Raw genomic sequence first — 17,336 nt, 5'->3', positions numbered from 1 at the left:
GGCTTTCCCAAATAGATTCCGAAATGGCGCCCCCGGGTGCCTCGAGATTGTTCGTGCTCGACAAACAGTGATGACCAGACTGGTGCGTTTATCCGCGCCCGCCCGCCTCTTAAATTATCACCATCGTTGACACGGGTCGCTGCGGCCCACTGACGGAGACAGCACATGACCAAGCGTGACGTCGTTTTCCCGGCCGGTCGCCAGGCGCTCTACGAGCGGAACCGCTATTCACCGGCGATTCGATCCAATGGATTTCTATTCGTCTCGGGCCAGGTGGGCAGCCGGGAAGACGGCTCCCCCGAGCCGGATCTGGAGGCGCAGGTCCGGCTCGCCTTCCACAACCTGACGTCGATCCTGGAAGCCGCAGGGTGCACCTTCGACGACGTGGTCGATGTCACCGTGTTCATGGTCGACCCCGAATCGACCTTCGAGACGGCCTGGAAGGTAGTGCCGGAGTTCTGGGGGAGCGCGCCTCATCCGACGCTGACCGCCGTGGGTGTCACCTGGCTCTATGGCTTCGATTTTGAAATCAAGGTAATCGCGAAGCTGCCGGAATCAGCAGCCGGTTGATCGAACCACCGCTGGGCCAGCCGGATGGTGCGGGCCGGCTGGCCGCCTCACCCCAGCAGCAGCTCGCCCTCGATGGGGATGAACTGGCTCGCGGCGTTGATAAGGGAATTGGCGGTGAGCTTGGGCACGCCGTAGACCTCGACGCGCTTGCCATGCACCTCGCGGATCTTCTCCGCCAGCAGGTCGAAGTCGCCATCGCCGGAGACCAGCACCACCACATCCGCCTGTGCCGCGTACTCGATGGCATCCAGCGTGATGCCCACGTCCCAATCGCCCTTGGCGGAGCCATCCGCGCGCTGGATGAACGGCTTGAGCCTGACCTCGAAGCCGATCGAGCGAAGAATATTCTGGAACTCGCGCTGCTTCGCGTCGCCCTTGTCGGTGGCATAGCAGCGCACGGTCAGTACCTCCCGATTCGCCGTCGCCCTCGCCCAGAACCGGCGGTAATCGAAGTGTTTGCCGTAGGCTTCGCGCACGGTGTAGTAGACGTTCTGGGTATCCACGAAGATGGCGACGCGTGTCATGGCAAGGAGATCCCCGGCAGGCGGTGAGGCGCCAGCCCCGAAAGGCAAGCGTTGGCTTGACTGCATGATACGTGATAACCGACGCGTTCGGCTTCAGGGCAGGGGCTGGATGGTTGGTTGGATTTCGTGGCCGCCAGCGCTGACCGGCGCTCGGCGGCCTGGGTAACTTCTCGATTGCGGTGCTAGCCATCGTTCTCCATGGCATGCAGCTTTTCCACGCGCCGGCGGAATTCTTCGCTGGTGGAAAACTCGGCTTCGAGATAGGCCTTGATCAGGTCGTTGGCCAGCCAGGGGCCGACGATCTGCGCGCCGATGCACATCACGTTGACGTCATCGTGCTCGACGCACTGATGCGCCGAATGGATGTCATGGCACACCGCGGCGCGAATGCCGCGAATCTTGTTGGCGGCAATGGAGGCGCCCACGCCGGTACCGCAGACCATCAAGCCCCGGGCCGCCTCGCCACTCGTCACCTTGCCGGCCATCTGCTTCGCAATATCGGGGAAATCCACCGGGGTGTCATCGTGCGACCCCACGTCGATCACTTCATGGCCGAGCGATTCCACGTATTCCACCACCGAGGCCTTGAGCCTGTAGCCCGCATGATCCGAGCCGATGACGATCTTCATATATCCACTCCAGGTTTTGTTTAGCGAAGCATGCCGGGCAACCAGAGCACCAGGTCCGAGGCAAACGTGATAATGGCCAGCGTCGTCAGCAGCGGCACATAGAAGGGAATCAGCGCCCACAGCAGCTGGCGCAGCGATATTCTGGCAATCGACGAAATCAGGTACAACGACAGCCCCATGGGCGGCGTCAGCAGGCCGATCATCAGATTGAAGATCGCCACGATGCCCAGGTGCACGGGGTCGACACCGGCCAGCACCATGGGCGGTGCAATCACCGGCACCACCAGCAGCGTGGCAGTGGTGGAATCGAGGAACATGCCCACCGCAAAGAAGATCAGGTTGGCGATCAGCAGCAGTACCAGCGGGTCCTTCGAGACCTGCAGGATCCAGCCGGCGAATTCCTGGGGAATCTGCTCGACAGCCAGAATCCACCCAAACAACGAGGCGGCGGCGACGATGATCAAGATGGCACTGGTACTGCGAAGCGTGACCAGCATGGCATTCCACAAGTGCGCCCAGGTCAGTTCCCGGTACACCACCCCGCTGACCAGCAGCACATAACCGGCCGTGACCGCCGCCGCTTCGGTCGGGGTGAACAGGCCGCTCATCATCCCCGCGATCATCAGGACCGGCGCCAGCAGCGCCGGTAGCGCCGGCAGCAGTGCCGACAAGACCTCCCCCAGGGTGGGACGGCGTTCCGCACGGGGCATGTTGCCACGCAGCGCCAGCACGGCTGCCGTCGCCATCAGCAAGGCGATGCAGATCAGTGCCGGCACGATGCCTGCGATCAACAACTGCACGATGGAGACACTGGTCACCGAGCCATAGACGATCAGGGGAATGCTCGGCGGAAAGATCGGCCCCACGACCGCCGACGAGGCCGTGACGGCAGCGGAGAAAGGCGCCGCAAAGCCGCGCTTGCGCATAGCCTCGATTTCGATCTTGCCCAGCCCGCCGACATCGGCCAGTGCCGCGCCGGACATCCCCGAAAAGATCAGGCTGGAGAAGATGTTGACCTGTGCCAGCCCGCCCGGCACCCGGCCCACCAGCGTATCGGCGAAACGAAAGATGCGCTCGGTCACGCCCGCCAGATTCATGATGTTGCCCACGAATATGAAGATCGGCACGGCCACCAGGGGAAAGCTGTCGAGTGCATAGGTGATGCGCTGGGCCAGCAGACCACTGGGAAAGCCCTCGATCAGCACATAACCAATGGAGGGAATCAGAATGGAATAAACGACCGGGAACCCCAGAATGAACAGGGCCAGGAAGCCGATGATCAAGGCAATGCCCATGATTACCCCTTATTGGTTGGGTCCGGCGTCAGCGGCGGGTGGCTTGGTGCCATGGACGATATGCAACAGGCATGCGGCACTGAACCCGAGCAATGTCGATCCCAAAAACAGCCAGAACGGAATCTTGAGGGTCGGCGTGGTATTGCCGAGGTTCGCTTGCATGGTGATGACCGTGGCATAGGCGATGAAGGCGCTGGCCGCGATCGTGCACAATAGAATCACCACCTTCACGGGCCCGCGCAGCCATGTCGGCAACGACTCGCGAAGCTCGGCCATGACGATGTTCTCGCCGTTGTCGACTACCAACGGATAAGCCATGAAGACCAGACAGACCAGCAAGAAGCGGGTGAACTCCTCCGCCCCGACCATCGGGCTGGTGAAGACTTGCCGCAGGATGACTTGCGCCAGCGGGACCAGCACGATCCCCGCCAGCAGCAAGGCGCACAACCCTTCCAGCAGCCTCCTGACTAGATGCATGCCGACACTCCTTTACTGACGAACCATTCGCCAAGGAGCCCCATGCCGGGGCTCCTGGCGCTAACTCACTCGACCTTCGAGATCATATCGATGTAGGGCTTGAAGTTCGGAAAGTCCTGGTCGACCTGGGCCCGCACCTGCTCGCGGAAGGCTTCCACGTCCAGCCCGTCGTCCTCGTCCAGCACCGTCATGCCCTTGTCCGTCAGTGTCTGCACCAACTCGTCTTCCGAGCTTTCTGCCCACTGCAGCGACTGCTCTGCCTTCTCGTCGAGCACCTTCTTGATGGCGCTGCGATCCGACTCATCCAGCGACTGCCACGCCTGCTCGTTCACGAAGACCGCCAGCACGGAATCCATGTGGCCGGTGAGCGAGACATGCGACTGGACTTCGTACAGCTGGTTGGCGTTGATCATGGTCAGCGGGTTTTCCTGGCCGACCACCAGCCCGGTCATCAGTGCCGTGGGCAGCTCCGAGACCGCGACGGGTGTCGGCGTGGCGCCAAAGCCCTTGACCATGGAGACCCAGAGATCCAGCGGCACGGCCCGGAAGGGTTTGTTGTCGAGATCTTCCGGCGTCTTGACCGCGAAGTTGGAAGAGATATGGCGCTTGCCCCGATAGATCCTGCCGATGATGCGAACACCACCCTCTTCGATCAGTTGCTGATTGATCTTCTGCACTGCCGGCGACTCCGGCGCTGTCGCGTTCAGGGCATGTTCGGCATCGCGATAGACGTAGGGGGCATTGAAGACAGCCGCCTCCGGCACGATCCGAGCCAGCGAGGCAAAGTCATGATGGCCCATGCCGATGGACCCCATGCGTACCCCATCCACCATTTCGGCCACGCCACCCAACTGGCTGGCGGGAAAGACCTGAACCGAGATGTTGCCGTCGGTCGCCTCGTTGATCTCTTTGGCGGCTTCGGCCGCGTAGCGGGTTTGAAGGTCGCCTTCCGCCCCTACGTGGGCGTAGCGCAGGGTTTCAGCGGATGCCGTAGTGGTCAGGCCCAGCGCCAATGCCGCCGTGGCCACTCCCATGCCGATTCTCGTGAACATGCGTGCCTCACTTATATTTGTCGGTTGAGTACGTGCTGGCGCTGCCCTTGGTATGGGCAGCAATGATGCTTCGCCGGCGCAGTTCGTCGCCGATCGCGAAGTGTTCGCGGAGCCTCTGGTGGGCCAGGTCGCCATCGCCCTCGACGATTGCCAAGAACACCTGGCGGTGGGAGTCGATGTGGCTCTCGATGATCTCGGGTGCGTTCGCCGTCGTTCTTCGCCGCTCGACGTGACTTTTCAGCAGCATGTTGGAGATGGCGTGGTAGAGGGTGATCAACGTCTGGCTGTGGCTCGCCTCCACGATGGCGATGTGGAACTCATAATCCGAGCGACCGCCCAGCTCCGGGTCGTCCACGGTCTCCGTCAACTGCGTGAAGCAGGTCTCGATGCGGGAAATGTCGGCATCCGTGGCTCTCTCGCAGGCGAGGCGGATAGCCTGACACTCGATGGCGATACGGGCCTGCATGACGTCATCGAGCGCGCTCTGCTCCTGGGCCAGATAAAAGGTGAAGAAATCCGACAGCATTCCGAAGTTGGCGCGGGCGATGAAAGCCCCCTTGCCATGGCGGATATCGAGCACGCCCAGCATGTTGAGTGACCGCATGACCTCGCGCAGCAACGGCCGCCCCACTCCCAGGGTCAGCGACAGCTCGCGCTCGCTGGGCAGACGATCCCCGGGGCTCAGCGCCCCCGAAAGGACCTGATCGCGGAAATACCCGAACACCTTCTCGGCGCCGCGCAGTTCCTCGCCCTTCCCTCGGGTCGTCTCCTCAGCCATGCATCCTCCTCTGGTCTTACCTCTTGGCACCAATGACACGCCATCGTTGTTCTAACTGAAGCATCAGCGAAGCTTCGAAGCTCGACATTGGCGGGGAAGCGCCATCAAGCCCTCTTGCAATCAACCCTATGGCGGTTCCGTGTGGTCAACAATTAAACTTTCGTACTCAACAACTGGTCTTACCACTTAAAGCACATGCCAGCCCATTCGGCGAATGGCGCGCAGCCATGGCCTATCCCGGCCCGAGGGGCCACCGCCCGTACGGCGCAGCGCATGGATCTCGACCCAACAAAGAGCCCGCCGAGTGGCGGGCTCTGTGAGGTCTGATACGTACTTCCCGGCGCGTACCTATTCGGTCTGCGCCTTTCTGGAGGGGATGAAGTGCAGCACACCCACGACGACCGAGCCCACCAGAAAGCCGATCAACGCAGAGCACAGCGTATTGAAGCTCCAGCCCAGCATGCCGCCCAAGCCACCGGTTGCCTCGGCGATGCCCTGCTCGACATGGTGTACCCACGCATAGGGCGCGTTGAACCAGCCCGTGCCATCGGCACCCAGGTTGACCAGCAGGATATGCCCGCCCACCCAGAGCATGGCGACGGTGCCCACCACCGAGATGGTCGTCAGCACCTTGGGCATGGCAGTCACCAGGCTACGGCCCAGCTTCTTCATCCCCGAACTATCGCGCTGGGCGAGCTTCAGGCCGAGATCGTCCATCCTGATCAACAGCGCCACCACGCCATACACCAGAATGGTGATGAAAAACGCGACCACCACCAGGCTCGCCAGCTGTGACCAGAATCCCTGATGGGAGACGGCGGAAAGCGCGATCACCATGATCTCGGCGGACAGAATCAGGTCGGTCCGAATGGCATTGCTGACGATCTTTTTCTCGGCCTCCGGCCCCTTTTCGACCGACGGCTTGTCGTCATCCTGCTCCCCGGAGAGCTTGTGCCAGACCTTCTCCGCGCCCTCGAAAGCCAGGTAGGTACCCCCCACCATCAGGATGATCGGCAATAGCCCGGGCAAGAAGTGATTCAGCAGCAAGGCCACCGGCAGGATAAAAATCAGCTTGTTGCGGATCGACCCCATCGCGATCTTCTTCACGAGCGAGAGTTCGCGCTCCGCCGTTACCCCCTGCAGGTACTGCGGGGTCACCGCCGCATCATCGACCACCACCCCGGCCGCCTTTGCCGTCGCACGCCCAGCGGCAGCACTCACATCATCCAGTGATGCTGCGGACAACTTCGCCAATGCGGCGATGTCATCCAGTAGTCCTATCAAGCCGCCGATCATGGAAGCCTCCTGCATCAATAAAAGGTAACGATAGTAAAGCACATGGCTGCTACCGGGGGTCTCAGGGGCGTTAATACTGCATGGGCCTGGTGGTTAGGGAAGAAAGTGCATCATGTGGGGTGGAAGGTGGGTGAGACAGGTGTGAATAGCGATGTTGGAAACTCAACGTCAGGCGAAATCTCGCGTTTCTAGCACGCAGAAACACCAAAGCCCGCCGAAGCGGGCTTTGGTGCTCGAAGCCTTGCGGCTCGACAGCGCAGGCTAACCCAGAGTTAGTGAGCCTTTACGTTTGAAGCCTGAAGGCCTTTCTTGCCCTGAGTCACGTCAAACGAGACTTCTTGACCATCCTGCAGGGATTTAAAGCCTTCAGCCTGAATTTCGGAGAAATGGACGAACAGATCGTCACCACCTTCGGCGGGAGAAATGAAGCCAAAACCTTTTGCGTCGTTAAACCACTTAACTGTGCCAGTTGCCATTTTCGAATTCCTCAGCGCGAAAGCGCTTTTACTACAATTGCCGGGTACTACCCCAGATGAAGTGGGCCAAACAAGGGGATATAACCAGACTACCGAACGATTCGAGTACAACTGACATATACGACTTGCTAACCAACGAGACACATCGTTTCATGCTGGCGAGGGGACGTCAATGGGGTTTAGGGCCACCGAGTTGAGATATGCGGATTCACCCGGAGTCCGCTGCGCTCACCGGGTCTACGAGAGGGGCACGAAGACTGACATAGTCTAGCCCCCGCCTTCGCCAGTCACCCAGCGAGCAAAAGCCTCGGCCTGAGGATCGCCTTCCTGCACGGCATAGACCACCAGGCGCAGGTGCCGGCCTTCGTCGACGATGAGGCTGGTGTGCTCGAAGCCGACCTTGCCCAGCCCATCGAGATCGAGCGCGCGCACGCCCTGGCATGGGGCGTCCACCTCGTGGCGGTGCCACCACTGGCGGAACTCGGGGGAGTGCGCGGAGAGCTCTTTCACCAGGTTAACGATGGCAGGGTCGCCATCCGCTCGCGCATAGTCGCGTCGGAAGCTGGAGAGAATGCGTGGCGCCTGGGCCGGCCAGTCGGCGATCACCCGGCGCAGCTCGGGGTCGGTGAACAACATCCACAGCAGATTGCGATACTCGGCGATCTGCCGGTCGAAGCCGAACACCCGCGCCGCCGCGTCGTTCCAGGCCAGCACGTCCCAGCGCAGGTTCAGCACATAGCTGGGGCGTGTCGTCAGGTCATCCATCAGGCGCTTCACCAGAGGCGGCACCTGACACCAAGTCTTGCCCGGTTCGACCGGCGGGCGCTGGTGAGTCAGCAGGAACAGATGGCGCCGCTCAGCCGCGTCCAGTTGCAGTGCTCGCGCCAGGTTATCGAGAAAGGTCGACGACACACCGATCTCGCGCCCCTGCTCCAGCCAGGTGTACCAGGTTACTCCCACGCCCGAGAGCGCCGCGACTTCCTCTCGCCGCAACCCCGGCGTGCGCCGACGCGATCCCGCCGGGAGGCCTACCGACTCGGGCGATATCCGCTCACGACGGGTACGCAGAAATTCGGCGAGTTCCTGGCGCGTGCGGTCTAGCGTTCTCTCCTGGGCCATTCTGTTGCCTCTAGTAATAGCATAAACAGTTAAATTGTAACCCTCTAAAGCCAACCGCACACTCCGCGTACTTCCCTGCACTGCTATTCGACATCTCGAGGAAAGCACAGATGACACGCGGAACACATAGCACCACCTATCTGGTGGCCATCGGCGCCTTCGCGCTCGGCATGGCCTCTTACGTCACTGCCGGGCTGATCCCGATGATTCAGGCCGACTTTACGGTCTCGGTATCCGTGGCCGCCCAGTTGGTCACCGCCTTCACGCTGGCTTACGGACTGGGTTCGCCATTGTGTGTCGCCCTGCTGCCCGCGCATCGCCAGCGCGGCGGCCTGTTCCTGATGCTGGGGTTATTCGTGATCGCCAACGCCGCGAGCGCGCTGACCACCAGCCTCGCCGCCCTGATGGCCTGGCGGGTACTGGCCGGCATGGCGGCGGGCACCTATCTCGCCATCGGCATTGCGGCGGCCGTTGGCGTGGCCCCGGCGGGGGCTCGCGGCAAGACGATCTCGATCATCATGGGGGGTATGGCGAGCGGCACCGTGCTCGGCGTGCCTCTCGGTCTGATACTGGCAGAGCGCTGGGGCTGGCAAGCCGCCCTGTGGTTGATTGCATTGATCGGGCTGATGGCACTGGTTGGGCTGATCTTCCGCCTACCGCCCATGCCCGCCACCCAGGTGGTGCCGATGCGACGCAAGCTCTCCATCCTGACCGACCGCCGGGTCATCGGCCTGCTCGGCATCTCCCTGCTGGCCGCCATCGCCAGTCTGGGCATGTATACCTTCATCGCGCCACTGATCGATGTGCACGGTGAGCGCTCGGTAACGCCCTATCTATGGGTGTGGGGCGTAGGCGGCGTGCTCGGCAGCTTCTTGATCGGCACGCTGGTCGACCGCTTCTCGGGTCCCAGGCTCACCTTCTCCATCATGCTGCTGCTGGGTATCGCGCTGATCGCCCTGCCACTGCTACTCGACATCAGCTCCTGGCTGGCACTGATCCCCATCGCGCTCTGGGGTGCCGTGGGCTGGGCACTGCAGGTGCCCCAGAACAACGAGTTGATGAAAGCTCGCGAACCACAGGGCGACGGCAATCTCGCGGTGGCCCTGAACGCGAATCCGCTCTCTATCTCGGCAGCGCCCTTGGCGCCTCGCTCGGCGGACTCGCCCTGGCGCTGCGGATGCCTGTCGATACACTCTCCATCGTCGCCGGGGTCGTGGCGCTATCAGGCATGGGCGTGCAGGCATGGCTATGGAAGCGACCGCATGCACACGGAATGGCCTGCCCCGATTCGTGAACTCGCCCCCGTGGTACTAACGCCGCCGATCGGGCGGCGTTCTGTGCTGCCTATAGGATTCAAGATGGCCGGTCATGATCGCTGCATACGATGGCGACTGATCAACCAAGGCCCGCTGGGCACTCAGCAAAAAGCGCCGTGCATTTCAGTTGCTGCGTTTACGGAGAAAGTACAGAACTCCGAGAACCGTCAACGCCCCACCGACAAGCTGAGTCACCGTCGGCAATGTGCCCAGTAACAGCCATGCCAGTACCGAAGCCCCAACCGGTTCGCAGAGCATCGCCATGGAGACCAGGGAGACGCTGATAAACCGAGTGCAATAATTGAGCACGGAATGCCCGAGCAAGGTCGGCAACAGCGCGAGCAGAAAGAAGATGAGCAGATCATCTCGATTGACGGCTGAAAGGGCATTCCCCGTCACCAAACAGTACAAGGCAATGGCAATGGCGGCAAAACCATAGCAATAGAAAGTATAGACATTGAGGCTGACACTTTTCAGCGCATGCTGACCCACGAAAAAATAGACAGTGGCAAGGAACGCTGCAGAAAGAGCAAGCAAATTCCCCCATAATGCAACCCCCGACACCCGGTAGTCGCCCCAACCGATAATGATGCCTCCCAGTACCGATACCATCGCGCCCAGCGCGGCGCCACGGTTCAGGCGTTCGTGGTAGAGAAAGTATCCAATGATGAAGGCAAAAAGAGGCTGCATGGTGGCAAGGGTCACCGAGCTAGCCACCGACGTATAATCTAGAGAGGAAAACCAAGTAATGAAATGCAGCCCTAAAAGAAAGCCAGCCACCGCGCAATAGGCCAATCGCTTACCATCTATTTTCAGTAAGGAGTCTCGACCGAACAGAACCAGAAACGCTACCAGGCAAGTCGCGAAAAGCATCCGGTAGCAGGCAATCACTGGCGCAGTGGCATCGGCCAGCTTAACCAGCGGCGCTGTCGTCGATATGGCCAGCACCGCTACTGCCAGGAACGTATAAACCCATTTAGTTTTTTGCATAGATCCTCTATATCGACTGGGGCTCGACAAAGGCACTTTTCAAGAAACCATGGAATGACCATGATGTTGTAGCAGCGTGAGAAAATGGATTAGTGGCTCTTACCCGAGCAGTACATGGTTCTGTAAAGAGCAGAGCCACTGGCGCACAAGAGCGAGTCATATAGGGCTGCCTTTAGCGGCATCGACAAATATACAAATGCCCCCTGTTAAAACAACCGAGAGTTTTTCAATCAGCTTTGAACTAGGCTCAAAAGATGAAAGAAATCGTGCACTTACAGAGCTTTTTGGCTGTCGCCAGGACGGGCAGCCTGACGCTGGCAGCGGAAGAGCTGCACGTGACTCCTAGTGCCGTGAGCCACCGCCTTCGCCAGTTGGAGCAGCGTCTGGGGGCCAAGCTGTTGCGCAGAACACCCCATGGCATGGCGCTGACGGGTGAAGGGCAGCGATTCAAGGACCGCATCTCTGATCCGATCGAGGCCATCGAAATGGCGTTGCGCCCGGAGACAGGGCAAGAAGGGCCACTTACCGTGAGTGTCATGCCCTGGTTTGCTTCCAGCTGGCTGATGCCGCGCCTCAAACGGTTCCAGTTGCGCTGTCCCGACGCACGCATTCGCATCGAGACCAGCAGTCAGCTAAGCGATCTCGCTCATGGGCATGTCACGGCAGCACTGAGATTTGGGCGGGGAGACTGGCCGGATATCGAGGTGGAACCGCTCTTTGACGAGTGGGTAATCCCCGTAGCCAGCCCAGATGTGGTCGCACAAATGGGCTCGAATGCTCAAGATCCGGCACGGTGGCCTCGCCTCCCCGACCCTGACGATCTCTGGTCGAGTTGGTTTGGAGACGAGGTAATGGGCGAGGCTATGCGATCAAGCATAGAGCTACACGACACCAGCTCGCTGACGGAAGCGGCGGTCAACGGCATGGGCGTGGTGCTCGGACGCTACACGCACGTGGCTCCCTGGCTGGAGCGAGGCGACCTGGTCACGCTCGCCAGTCAATGGATCAGAATGCCGAAGCGCCACTACCTGGTTCGTTCGCGGCACCGCCCTATGCATTCCTGCTTTCCACATTTCCGCCGATGGCTGCATGACGAAGTTAAAAAATACCAGACTAGTGCATCGAGTGAGTTTTACTGAATAAGGGGAATAATTATGCGGAGAGCCGGCTAGCTAGGTTACCTAGGTAATTGGGGCGAATGGTGGAACTTCCTTAGGGGCGACTTGAGTAACAACGCACCGAGATATGGATAACCCAACCGTCAAAAGTACCAAATGTTACACTTGGTACTGTGCCACATCAACCTCTAACAAACCGGAAAAGTGCTGGCCTGCGCTGCCTGTTGGCTCGCTAGACGGACCTTCATACCACCAAAACCTTCATCATTTTAATCGTAAATGACTGAGGCTACGGGAAGCGGCACACTCTGCTTGGAAGCGGGCCGGAGACATACCCATTATCTCCCGAAATGCTGAAAAAAAAGCGCTGTTGGATTGGTAGCCTACATCGGCCGCAATTAATTTCACAGGAACACCAGCCTGCAATAGCTGAGTAGCCTTGTAGATTCGGCACCGAGTCCGAATCTGAGAAATAGTGCAGCCAAGCTCGTCACGTGCTAAACGACGCAAAGATCGCTCGCTTAAACCTGCGTCCTTTGCCAGCGTTGCGACAGGAGTATCATCTTCGGGTGTGTCAAAAATATGCTTACAGATCACCCTAAGTGAGCGTGATGGGGGCATCATCCCGCTTCCTGATGACCATAGAAGCTGACCAATCTGATCGTATAGGCATGCCTCCATTAACCGGCGCGACCTCTCCGTCACGTATGACGTAGAGATCTCTTTGATCAACTCCTTTGTAAGCCGATTGAGAAATAGCGATCCGATTGATGTGCTCGGGAGTGCAGCTTTGAAATAGATGCACCTTATGACGCACCGGGTTTCGGACGTCAGGGCATGATCGGTACCGCTCGGCACCAGCAAAGCACCATTCCATGGGATGCTGACAACCTGAGAACCGAGAAGCAATGTCGCTCCAGGTTGCTCACACATCGCTATCTGGTGATATCCGTGACTATGGAGCTGATCTCGCTGCATTTCCCCTATCGGGTAAGACAAAACAGCAATTGCAGAATCATCGAGGATATCCTCGTGCCAGACATCTTGGCCGTTTTGAGCAGTCATTTGTCCGAAATCCGTAACATGGGTCTATTCAATTTAACTACTTTATTATAGTCACGCAACGTAAAACACAGGGAGTGCAGTGATGAGCATACCTCTTAGCGACAGTGTTCACAGTTATGCGAGTAATCGCCTCTTCCGCGATGCTGGTGAAAACGAGGTTCTGCTTGGCGAAACCCCATACCGACGGCCGACGCGAACATTCGATAACGCTTTCATCAATTACGAGCGTCCGCTGACACGCGGAACGCAGGCCAGTAACTCCGCGCTATCAACGCATCGCCTGCTTATCAACATCTACGAAGCCGATGGAGTCTTTCTACCGCATGCGGCATACGACGGCTTTTGGGATGATTTTCAGGCATTCTATTCAGCAGAGAATATTGCGCATGGTGAATCTATACGACATGCTCTTGAAAACAAAGCATTTTCGTTTCTTCAAAACGATGTCGAAGTCACTGGTCCTTGGACAGCTGACACGGTGATCGAATTCTTTAAATCCTTTCTGAAGGATCAGGCCGAAACTCGCGACGCAGAAGCCAACAATAGCCCGGTACTCGCCGCCATTCTGAATTCACGTGACCCTGAAAGATGTGCGAAGCATTACCTTATCCAGCTAGCGCCCGATTTCCTATCAGAAGCCTCAGCCATGGCACGCGTTGCCCCAGGCTCCTATGGTGATATTCAATCTGCAATTTTCAACATCCTGATTGACGAATATGGTGCGAGCGTCCACGCGAACAAGCATAGCACGCTTTTCGAGAACACCCTCCAATCAGTAGGGTTGTCGCCGGATATTCATACATATTGGCAATTCTATCATTCGACTTCCTTGTGCCTCACAAATTACTTTCATTACATAACAAAAAATAAGCGCCTATTTTTCAGGTACATTGGCGCTCTTTTCTACACTGAGGCCAGTCTCGTTAATGTCACAAAAAAACAATCAGAGATGCTGCGTAAAGTTTTCGGTGCCGGCGTTAACACGAAGTATTTCGATGAACACCACCACATTGATCAGCACCATGGAGAAATGGCTCTTCAGAGAGTTATCATTCCCGCCCTTGAGCGATTCGGCGACCAAGTTGCTTCCGAAATACTGAGAGGATACCTCGAATTTCAATTCCTTGAAGAACTAGCTGATGCAGACCTAATCGCACAGTTCGATTTCTTCGAAAGACTAGAAAACGATCGTTGCAATGCTGAGAAGTTCTACCACGAGATCACCAATGGTGAGCGAAACGTGTCGCTGGAGACATTTGTAGAATGTGCAGGAGAGCGGTCAACAACGCACACACACCCGGACCATCGCCTCCTCGTCATTGAGAGTGGCAAAATGGATTTTTGGCCTCTCGCCGGAGACCCCCTATCTCTGACCGCGGGAGACATACTGTTTATCCCTCGGCATCGACTACATGGCAGCGTCGTGACTTCTGATGAATGTGTGTACCACCAACCGGTAGCTGAGTCTGAGACAAAGGAATTACATCAGAACCCTCAGTCTCACGAGGTGTAAAGACCATGCTTACACTCTCTTTTAGTGCTACGGCCACGCTGGGACGAGTTCGTCCCAGCGTGGCCTTGCTTCGCCGGTTTTCATCGAGGCATCAGACAGCAGGGTCAACCGGTGACACGATTGACGATCGCGGGGTTCTGCACATGGCTAGCTACCACGCAAAGCGTGATCTGCAGGTACCAGTCACATTCGCTACCCCTCCGTCCACCACACTCCGTATAGACGTGTCTTGGGGCAAGACCTACTTCGAGTTACGGGCTGCTGGGAAAGAGTTGGAGGATGTAGATTTCTACGATCAGCAGGATGACTTGGGAGTACTTGATCAACTCCTGATGATAGTGGGGCTAGACGGGCGTCGCAGCGAGCCTCTGAACAGAGAAGCGTGTATAGCGATGGTTCGATCAATCCGTGCTTACCGACCTTCCATTTATGCCCAGTTCCTCGCATGGAAACCGGTGTCGGCGAGACGTAAAACAAAAGGCGCAACGACATGATCCAGATGCCAAGATATCCAAGTGATGGTGATATCGGTGCACAGCTCGTGCGAGCCCTAGCTGATGAGGTTGCCAACTTTATGCGACCTGTCTCAGGACCAACTCATTCGGCACTCGGGGAAGAGGCTATTCGCGATCTCCTTGTAGCTGAAATTCCTAGACGTAGCCTTGGTCCAAATTCCATCGAAAGCTTCGTCACCGAAATCTTCAGCAAGCATATTCGTAGTTACCGTCATCCCTTGCATTTTGGACACCAACGCCCAGCGCCAAACGCTGCGTCACTCATCGCCGACATGCTGAATGGAGCTACGAATACAACAGTCAGTGTCTTTGAGGCAGGGCCAATCTCGGTTGCGCTCGAAAAACACGTCCAGTCTTGGCTTCTCGGACTTTTCAACATGCCCGTACACTCATGCGTAACATTCACCAATGGCGGATCCGAATCAGTCCTGACAGCATTATTGAGTGCTCGTATTCGCTTCGAACGTGACAACCCAGATCTCGATATCCGCACTACACGGATATTCGTTGGCAGCGACGCACATTACAGTGCTGAGAGAGCCATCCGGATCCTTGGGTTATCACCCACCAATGTCATCCGTGTCCCGGTAATGCCTGATGGCCAAACTTCAGCCTCGGCGCTTCGCAAACTGGTAAGCGCTGTAAAGGCTGAAGGTGTGCCAATTTTAGCCATCGTTGCCACATCCGGATCTACGGCATGCGGAGCCTTCGATGATCTAACGGCGTTCAGACAAATCGCCGACACTTGCGGAGCTTGGCTGCATGTCGATGCCTGCCATGGAGGTGCCTGCCGTCTCGTTCCCGAACTAGCGCGATACATAAGGGGACTCGAACACGCCGATAGCTTCAGCTGGGATCCTCATAAGATGATGTGGGTCTCGCCTCCATGTGCGTGTCTCTTCATGCGCCGCCGTCGAGACCTGAACCTAGCCCTTGCAGATGACCTTGAGCGCGCTAGCTACATCCTGGATGGAATCACCGACCGGCCATCCGAGACAGCTAGTGAAAGCCTCGAGTGGACATTGTCATGCACAAGGTCATTTTCGGCATTGAAAGTCTACCTAACACTCATCCTCTACGGGCTCGACGGTATCGCAGAGCGCATCAGAAGCATGCACGATCTTGCATGTAAGCTTGCTGCTGCGGTCGCTGCGGACCATAGATTTAAACTGTTCGCCAATCCCGCATTCAATATCGTCTGCTTTCAACACCGAAATGTCGGCTCAGATGTGAGTGCAGGGCACCGCCAATTGAGGTTGAACCTAGCCGTAGCTGATAAATGTTATCTCACCGGTGCAGAAATTCATGGTGAATACTGGCTTCGAGCTCAATTCACGAGTGAAGCCACGCGTGAATCCGACATTTCCAAGCTTTTAGACATAGTTGATGCCGAAGCTTCCCATATTCGTGCTAGTGACACCCCACTCAAAATCTCAGGAGTTTGACATGAATAAAACGACTTTAGTGGATGATCGTGAGTTGCTCACGAAACTCTGGACAGTCTGCGAGCAACTGCTTCACACAGATGACTACAAGAACAGTTACGCACGCTGGCTGTCGGAAGCCCTCCTCCACGATGCGGACCGATCCATAACGATTATGGACACAGCAGCAGGCGTGGGTTTTCCGAGCCAGCAACTCTTTGCACAAGGTTTCGAGAATATCTGGTGCTCCGATGCAGCTCCTGATCTACTGAGATCGCTCATCGCTAGCGGTGGCGGTTTTGGCAAGACCGCCCCTGTACTTTGCCTGAAATGGCAAGACCTATCACATGTCATCATGTCGCGTTTCGACGCTGTTCTCTGTCTAGATGCAAGCATCGGCTTCATGGATAGTTGGGGCGCTGAGGAGATGGTCACTGGGCCAGACGCGATCTGCGAACGAGTACGTGAAGTTCTGCAAAACTTCTATACGCTGACAAAGCCCGGGGGCCGATTCTTCGTTGGTCTGCAGAAGAATAACAACCGAAAGAATACCGAACGCTATGTCATGCCGGTAGGAAAAGCCACACTTGACGGTCATACAGCAACCGCGACATGGGACATGCGTTACGACTGGCCAGCGAGGCGGAAGACGTGGCTCAACCTAGTCGAATACCAAGGAAAGCTATACGAGCAAACACGGTACAGTTACCTGTTCGACAAGCATGAACTAGCAGGCTTCCTACAAGATGTGGGGTTCACCGACGCCAGAGAAGTGCAGACACCCGACTTTTTCTACGAGGACGTTATCGTAGCGCAGAAAGGAGGTTTCTTATGAGGTGGGTAACATTCGACGATCAGAAAGACGGTGATCTAATTATATGTGGCGAGGAAAGATACTTTGTGGCTGATGTGGGCGAGGGACTACGTGCCGTTGTGCCGGCACGTTGCTCGCACCGAGGCGGCCCTCTTTACATGGGGAAAAGCGTCCAGGGTAAATCTTGTATTCAGTGCCCGTGGCACAACATGAAGACGCCGACGAAAGTTCTCGCACGCCGGAGCGTTCCATCGGCGCGAGTAGGGTCGCGTTGGACAGCGCGACTACCGACAGGAGTTTCTGGCAGCCCCGTTGTTGTGATGCCTAAGCCTTCCGTTGGAGTGTGACATGAACGCAAATCAGAC

The 17,336-nt window shown here is 57.6% G+C and carries 18 protein-coding genes; 7 read left to right on the top strand and 11 right to left on the bottom strand.

Going from position 1 to position 17,336, the window contains the following annotated elements:
* The first annotated feature begins 165 nt into the window (after positions 1-165).
* A complete protein-coding gene (locus CSAL_RS03880; RefSeq protein ID WP_011506063.1) occupies positions 166-570 on the top strand; it encodes a RidA family protein in 405 nt (134 codons plus the stop codon).
* 47 nt (positions 571-617) lie between these two features.
* Here CSAL_RS03880 and CSAL_RS03875 read toward each other — a convergent pair whose 3' ends face one another.
* The 9 genes from CSAL_RS03875 to CSAL_RS03835 form a co-directional block, all read right to left on the bottom strand.
* Positions 618-1,094, bottom strand: a complete 477-nt coding sequence (locus CSAL_RS03875) for a LabA-like NYN domain-containing protein (RefSeq protein ID WP_011506062.1) — start codon at positions 1,092-1,094, stop codon at positions 618-620.
* A 182-nt stretch (positions 1,095-1,276) separates the two neighbouring features.
* Entirely contained in the window at positions 1,277-1,723 is a 447-nt protein-coding gene (gene rpiB / locus CSAL_RS03870) for a ribose 5-phosphate isomerase B (RefSeq protein ID WP_011506061.1), read from the bottom strand.
* A 20-nt stretch (positions 1,724-1,743) separates the two neighbouring features.
* Positions 1,744-3,018 (bottom strand): TRAP transporter large permease, encoded by a 1,275-nt coding sequence (locus CSAL_RS03865; protein WP_011506060.1) that lies wholly within the window; start codon positions 3,016-3,018, stop codon positions 1,744-1,746.
* 9 nt (positions 3,019-3,027) lie between these two features.
* The gene (locus CSAL_RS03860) at positions 3,028-3,495 is read right to left on the bottom strand and encodes a TRAP transporter small permease (protein WP_011506059.1); all 468 of its coding nucleotides are present in this window, start codon (positions 3,493-3,495) and stop codon (positions 3,028-3,030) included.
* Between the two features lie 65 nt (positions 3,496-3,560).
* On the bottom strand, positions 3,561-4,547 hold the full coding sequence (locus CSAL_RS03855) for a TRAP transporter substrate-binding protein (protein WP_011506058.1): 987 nt from the start codon (positions 4,545-4,547) through the stop codon (positions 3,561-3,563).
* 7 nt (positions 4,548-4,554) lie between these two features.
* Positions 4,555-5,325 (bottom strand): FadR/GntR family transcriptional regulator, encoded by a 771-nt coding sequence (locus tag CSAL_RS03850; protein WP_011506057.1) that lies wholly within the window; start codon positions 5,323-5,325, stop codon positions 4,555-4,557.
* A 348-nt stretch (positions 5,326-5,673) separates the two neighbouring features.
* Positions 5,674-6,621 (bottom strand): DUF808 domain-containing protein, encoded by a 948-nt coding sequence (locus tag CSAL_RS03845; protein ID WP_011506056.1) that lies wholly within the window; start codon positions 6,619-6,621, stop codon positions 5,674-5,676.
* Between the two features lie 272 nt (positions 6,622-6,893).
* Complete coding sequence (locus CSAL_RS03840; protein ID WP_011506055.1) at positions 6,894-7,097, bottom strand: cold-shock protein; 204 nt, start codon at positions 7,095-7,097, stop codon at positions 6,894-6,896.
* 267 nt (positions 7,098-7,364) lie between these two features.
* Entirely contained in the window at positions 7,365-8,216 is an 852-nt protein-coding gene (locus CSAL_RS03835; protein ID WP_011506054.1) for a helix-turn-helix transcriptional regulator, read from the bottom strand.
* A 110-nt stretch (positions 8,217-8,326) separates the two neighbouring features.
* Here CSAL_RS03835 and CSAL_RS03830 point away from each other — a divergent pair, with 110 nt between their 5' ends.
* Positions 8,327-9,748, top strand: a complete 1,422-nt coding sequence (locus CSAL_RS03830; protein ID WP_011506053.1) for an MFS transporter — start codon at positions 8,327-8,329, stop codon at positions 9,746-9,748.
* On the opposite strand, the gene CSAL_RS03825 is transcribed toward CSAL_RS03830, so the two are convergent.
* A complete protein-coding gene (locus tag CSAL_RS03825) occupies positions 9,656-10,522 on the bottom strand; it encodes a DMT family transporter (RefSeq protein ID WP_011506052.1) in 867 nt (288 codons plus the stop codon). The genes CSAL_RS03830 and CSAL_RS03825 overlap by 93 nt on opposite strands.
* Positions 10,523-10,776: 254 nt before the next feature.
* Between CSAL_RS03825 and CSAL_RS03820 the strand changes: the two genes are divergently transcribed.
* Positions 10,777-11,661, top strand: coding sequence for a LysR substrate-binding domain-containing protein (locus CSAL_RS03820; RefSeq protein WP_011506051.1), 885 nt, complete (start codon positions 10,777-10,779; stop codon positions 11,659-11,661).
* Positions 11,662-11,904: 243 nt separating this feature from the next.
* Here CSAL_RS03820 and CSAL_RS17125 read toward each other — a convergent pair whose 3' ends face one another.
* Positions 11,905-12,705, bottom strand: a complete 801-nt coding sequence (locus CSAL_RS17125) for an AraC family transcriptional regulator (RefSeq protein ID WP_011506050.1) — start codon at positions 12,703-12,705, stop codon at positions 11,905-11,907.
* An 82-nt stretch (positions 12,706-12,787) separates the two neighbouring features.
* On the opposite strand from CSAL_RS17125, the gene CSAL_RS03815 reads away from it, so the two are divergent.
* From CSAL_RS03815 to CSAL_RS17820, 4 genes are all read left to right on the top strand, one after another.
* The gene (locus tag CSAL_RS03815; RefSeq protein ID WP_083831073.1) at positions 12,788-14,218 is read left to right on the top strand and encodes an iron-containing redox enzyme family protein; all 1,431 of its coding nucleotides are present in this window, start codon (positions 12,788-12,790) and stop codon (positions 14,216-14,218) included.
* 490 nt (positions 14,219-14,708) lie between these two features.
* Complete coding sequence (locus CSAL_RS17120) at positions 14,709-16,178, top strand: pyridoxal phosphate-dependent decarboxylase family protein (RefSeq protein ID WP_011506047.1); 1,470 nt, start codon at positions 14,709-14,711, stop codon at positions 16,176-16,178.
* Position 16,179: 1 nt separating this feature from the next.
* Positions 16,180-16,992, top strand: coding sequence for a class I SAM-dependent methyltransferase (locus tag CSAL_RS03810; protein ID WP_011506046.1), 813 nt, complete (start codon positions 16,180-16,182; stop codon positions 16,990-16,992).
* Positions 16,989-17,318, top strand: a complete 330-nt coding sequence (locus tag CSAL_RS17820) for a Rieske 2Fe-2S domain-containing protein (RefSeq protein ID WP_083831072.1) — start codon at positions 16,989-16,991, stop codon at positions 17,316-17,318. Before CSAL_RS03810 ends, CSAL_RS17820 begins: the two co-directional genes overlap by 4 nt.
* Positions 17,319-17,336 lie beyond the last annotated feature (18 nt).

Source organism: Chromohalobacter israelensis DSM 3043, from assembly GCF_000055785.1.
Taxonomy (GTDB): Bacteria; Pseudomonadota; Gammaproteobacteria; order Pseudomonadales; family Halomonadaceae; genus Chromohalobacter; species Chromohalobacter israelensis.
Note: the sequence above shows the minus strand (reverse complement) of the source record. Positions and strands in the feature narration are given on the sequence as shown.

What these genes read in the sequence shown, in the direction of transcription:
- CSAL_RS03880 (WP_011506063.1), top strand. Translation starts at nt 166, where the DNA reads ATGACCAAGCGTGACGTCGTTTTCCCGGCCGGTCGCCAGGCGCTCTAC.
- CSAL_RS03855 (WP_011506058.1), bottom strand. Translation starts at nt 4,547, where the DNA reads ATGTTCACGAGAATCGGCATGGGAGTGGCCACGGCGGCATTGGCGCTG.
- CSAL_RS17125 (WP_011506050.1), bottom strand. Translation starts at nt 12,705, where the DNA reads ATGACTGCTCAAAACGGCCAAGATGTCTGGCACGAGGATATCCTCGAT.
- CSAL_RS03865 (WP_011506060.1), bottom strand. Translation starts at nt 3,018, where the DNA reads ATGGGCATTGCCTTGATCATCGGCTTCCTGGCCCTGTTCATTCTGGGG.
- CSAL_RS03845 (WP_011506056.1), bottom strand. Translation starts at nt 6,621, where the DNA reads ATGATCGGCGGCTTGATAGGACTACTGGATGACATCGCCGCATTGGCG.
- CSAL_RS03830 (WP_011506053.1), top strand. Translation starts at nt 8,327, where the DNA reads ATGACACGCGGAACACATAGCACCACCTATCTGGTGGCCATCGGCGCC.
- CSAL_RS03840 (WP_011506055.1), bottom strand. Translation starts at nt 7,097, where the DNA reads ATGGCAACTGGCACAGTTAAGTGGTTTAACGACGCAAAAGGTTTTGGC.
- CSAL_RS03810 (WP_011506046.1), top strand. Translation starts at nt 16,180, where the DNA reads ATGAATAAAACGACTTTAGTGGATGATCGTGAGTTGCTCACGAAACTC.
- CSAL_RS03875 (WP_011506062.1), bottom strand. Translation starts at nt 1,094, where the DNA reads ATGACACGCGTCGCCATCTTCGTGGATACCCAGAACGTCTACTACACC.
- CSAL_RS03850 (WP_011506057.1), bottom strand. Translation starts at nt 5,325, where the DNA reads ATGGCTGAGGAGACGACCCGAGGGAAGGGCGAGGAACTGCGCGGCGCC.
- CSAL_RS17820 (WP_083831072.1), top strand. Translation starts at nt 16,989, where the DNA reads ATGAGGTGGGTAACATTCGACGATCAGAAAGACGGTGATCTAATTATA.
- CSAL_RS03820 (WP_011506051.1), top strand. Translation starts at nt 10,777, where the DNA reads ATGAAAGAAATCGTGCACTTACAGAGCTTTTTGGCTGTCGCCAGGACG.
- CSAL_RS03835 (WP_011506054.1), bottom strand. Translation starts at nt 8,216, where the DNA reads ATGGCCCAGGAGAGAACGCTAGACCGCACGCGCCAGGAACTCGCCGAA.
- CSAL_RS03825 (WP_011506052.1), bottom strand. Translation starts at nt 10,522, where the DNA reads ATGCAAAAAACTAAATGGGTTTATACGTTCCTGGCAGTAGCGGTGCTG.
- CSAL_RS03860 (WP_011506059.1), bottom strand. Translation starts at nt 3,495, where the DNA reads ATGCATCTAGTCAGGAGGCTGCTGGAAGGGTTGTGCGCCTTGCTGCTG.
- rpiB (WP_011506061.1), bottom strand. Translation starts at nt 1,723, where the DNA reads ATGAAGATCGTCATCGGCTCGGATCATGCGGGCTACAGGCTCAAGGCC.
- CSAL_RS03815 (WP_083831073.1), top strand. Translation starts at nt 12,788, where the DNA reads ATGAGCATACCTCTTAGCGACAGTGTTCACAGTTATGCGAGTAATCGC.
- CSAL_RS17120 (WP_011506047.1), top strand. Translation starts at nt 14,709, where the DNA reads ATGATCCAGATGCCAAGATATCCAAGTGATGGTGATATCGGTGCACAG.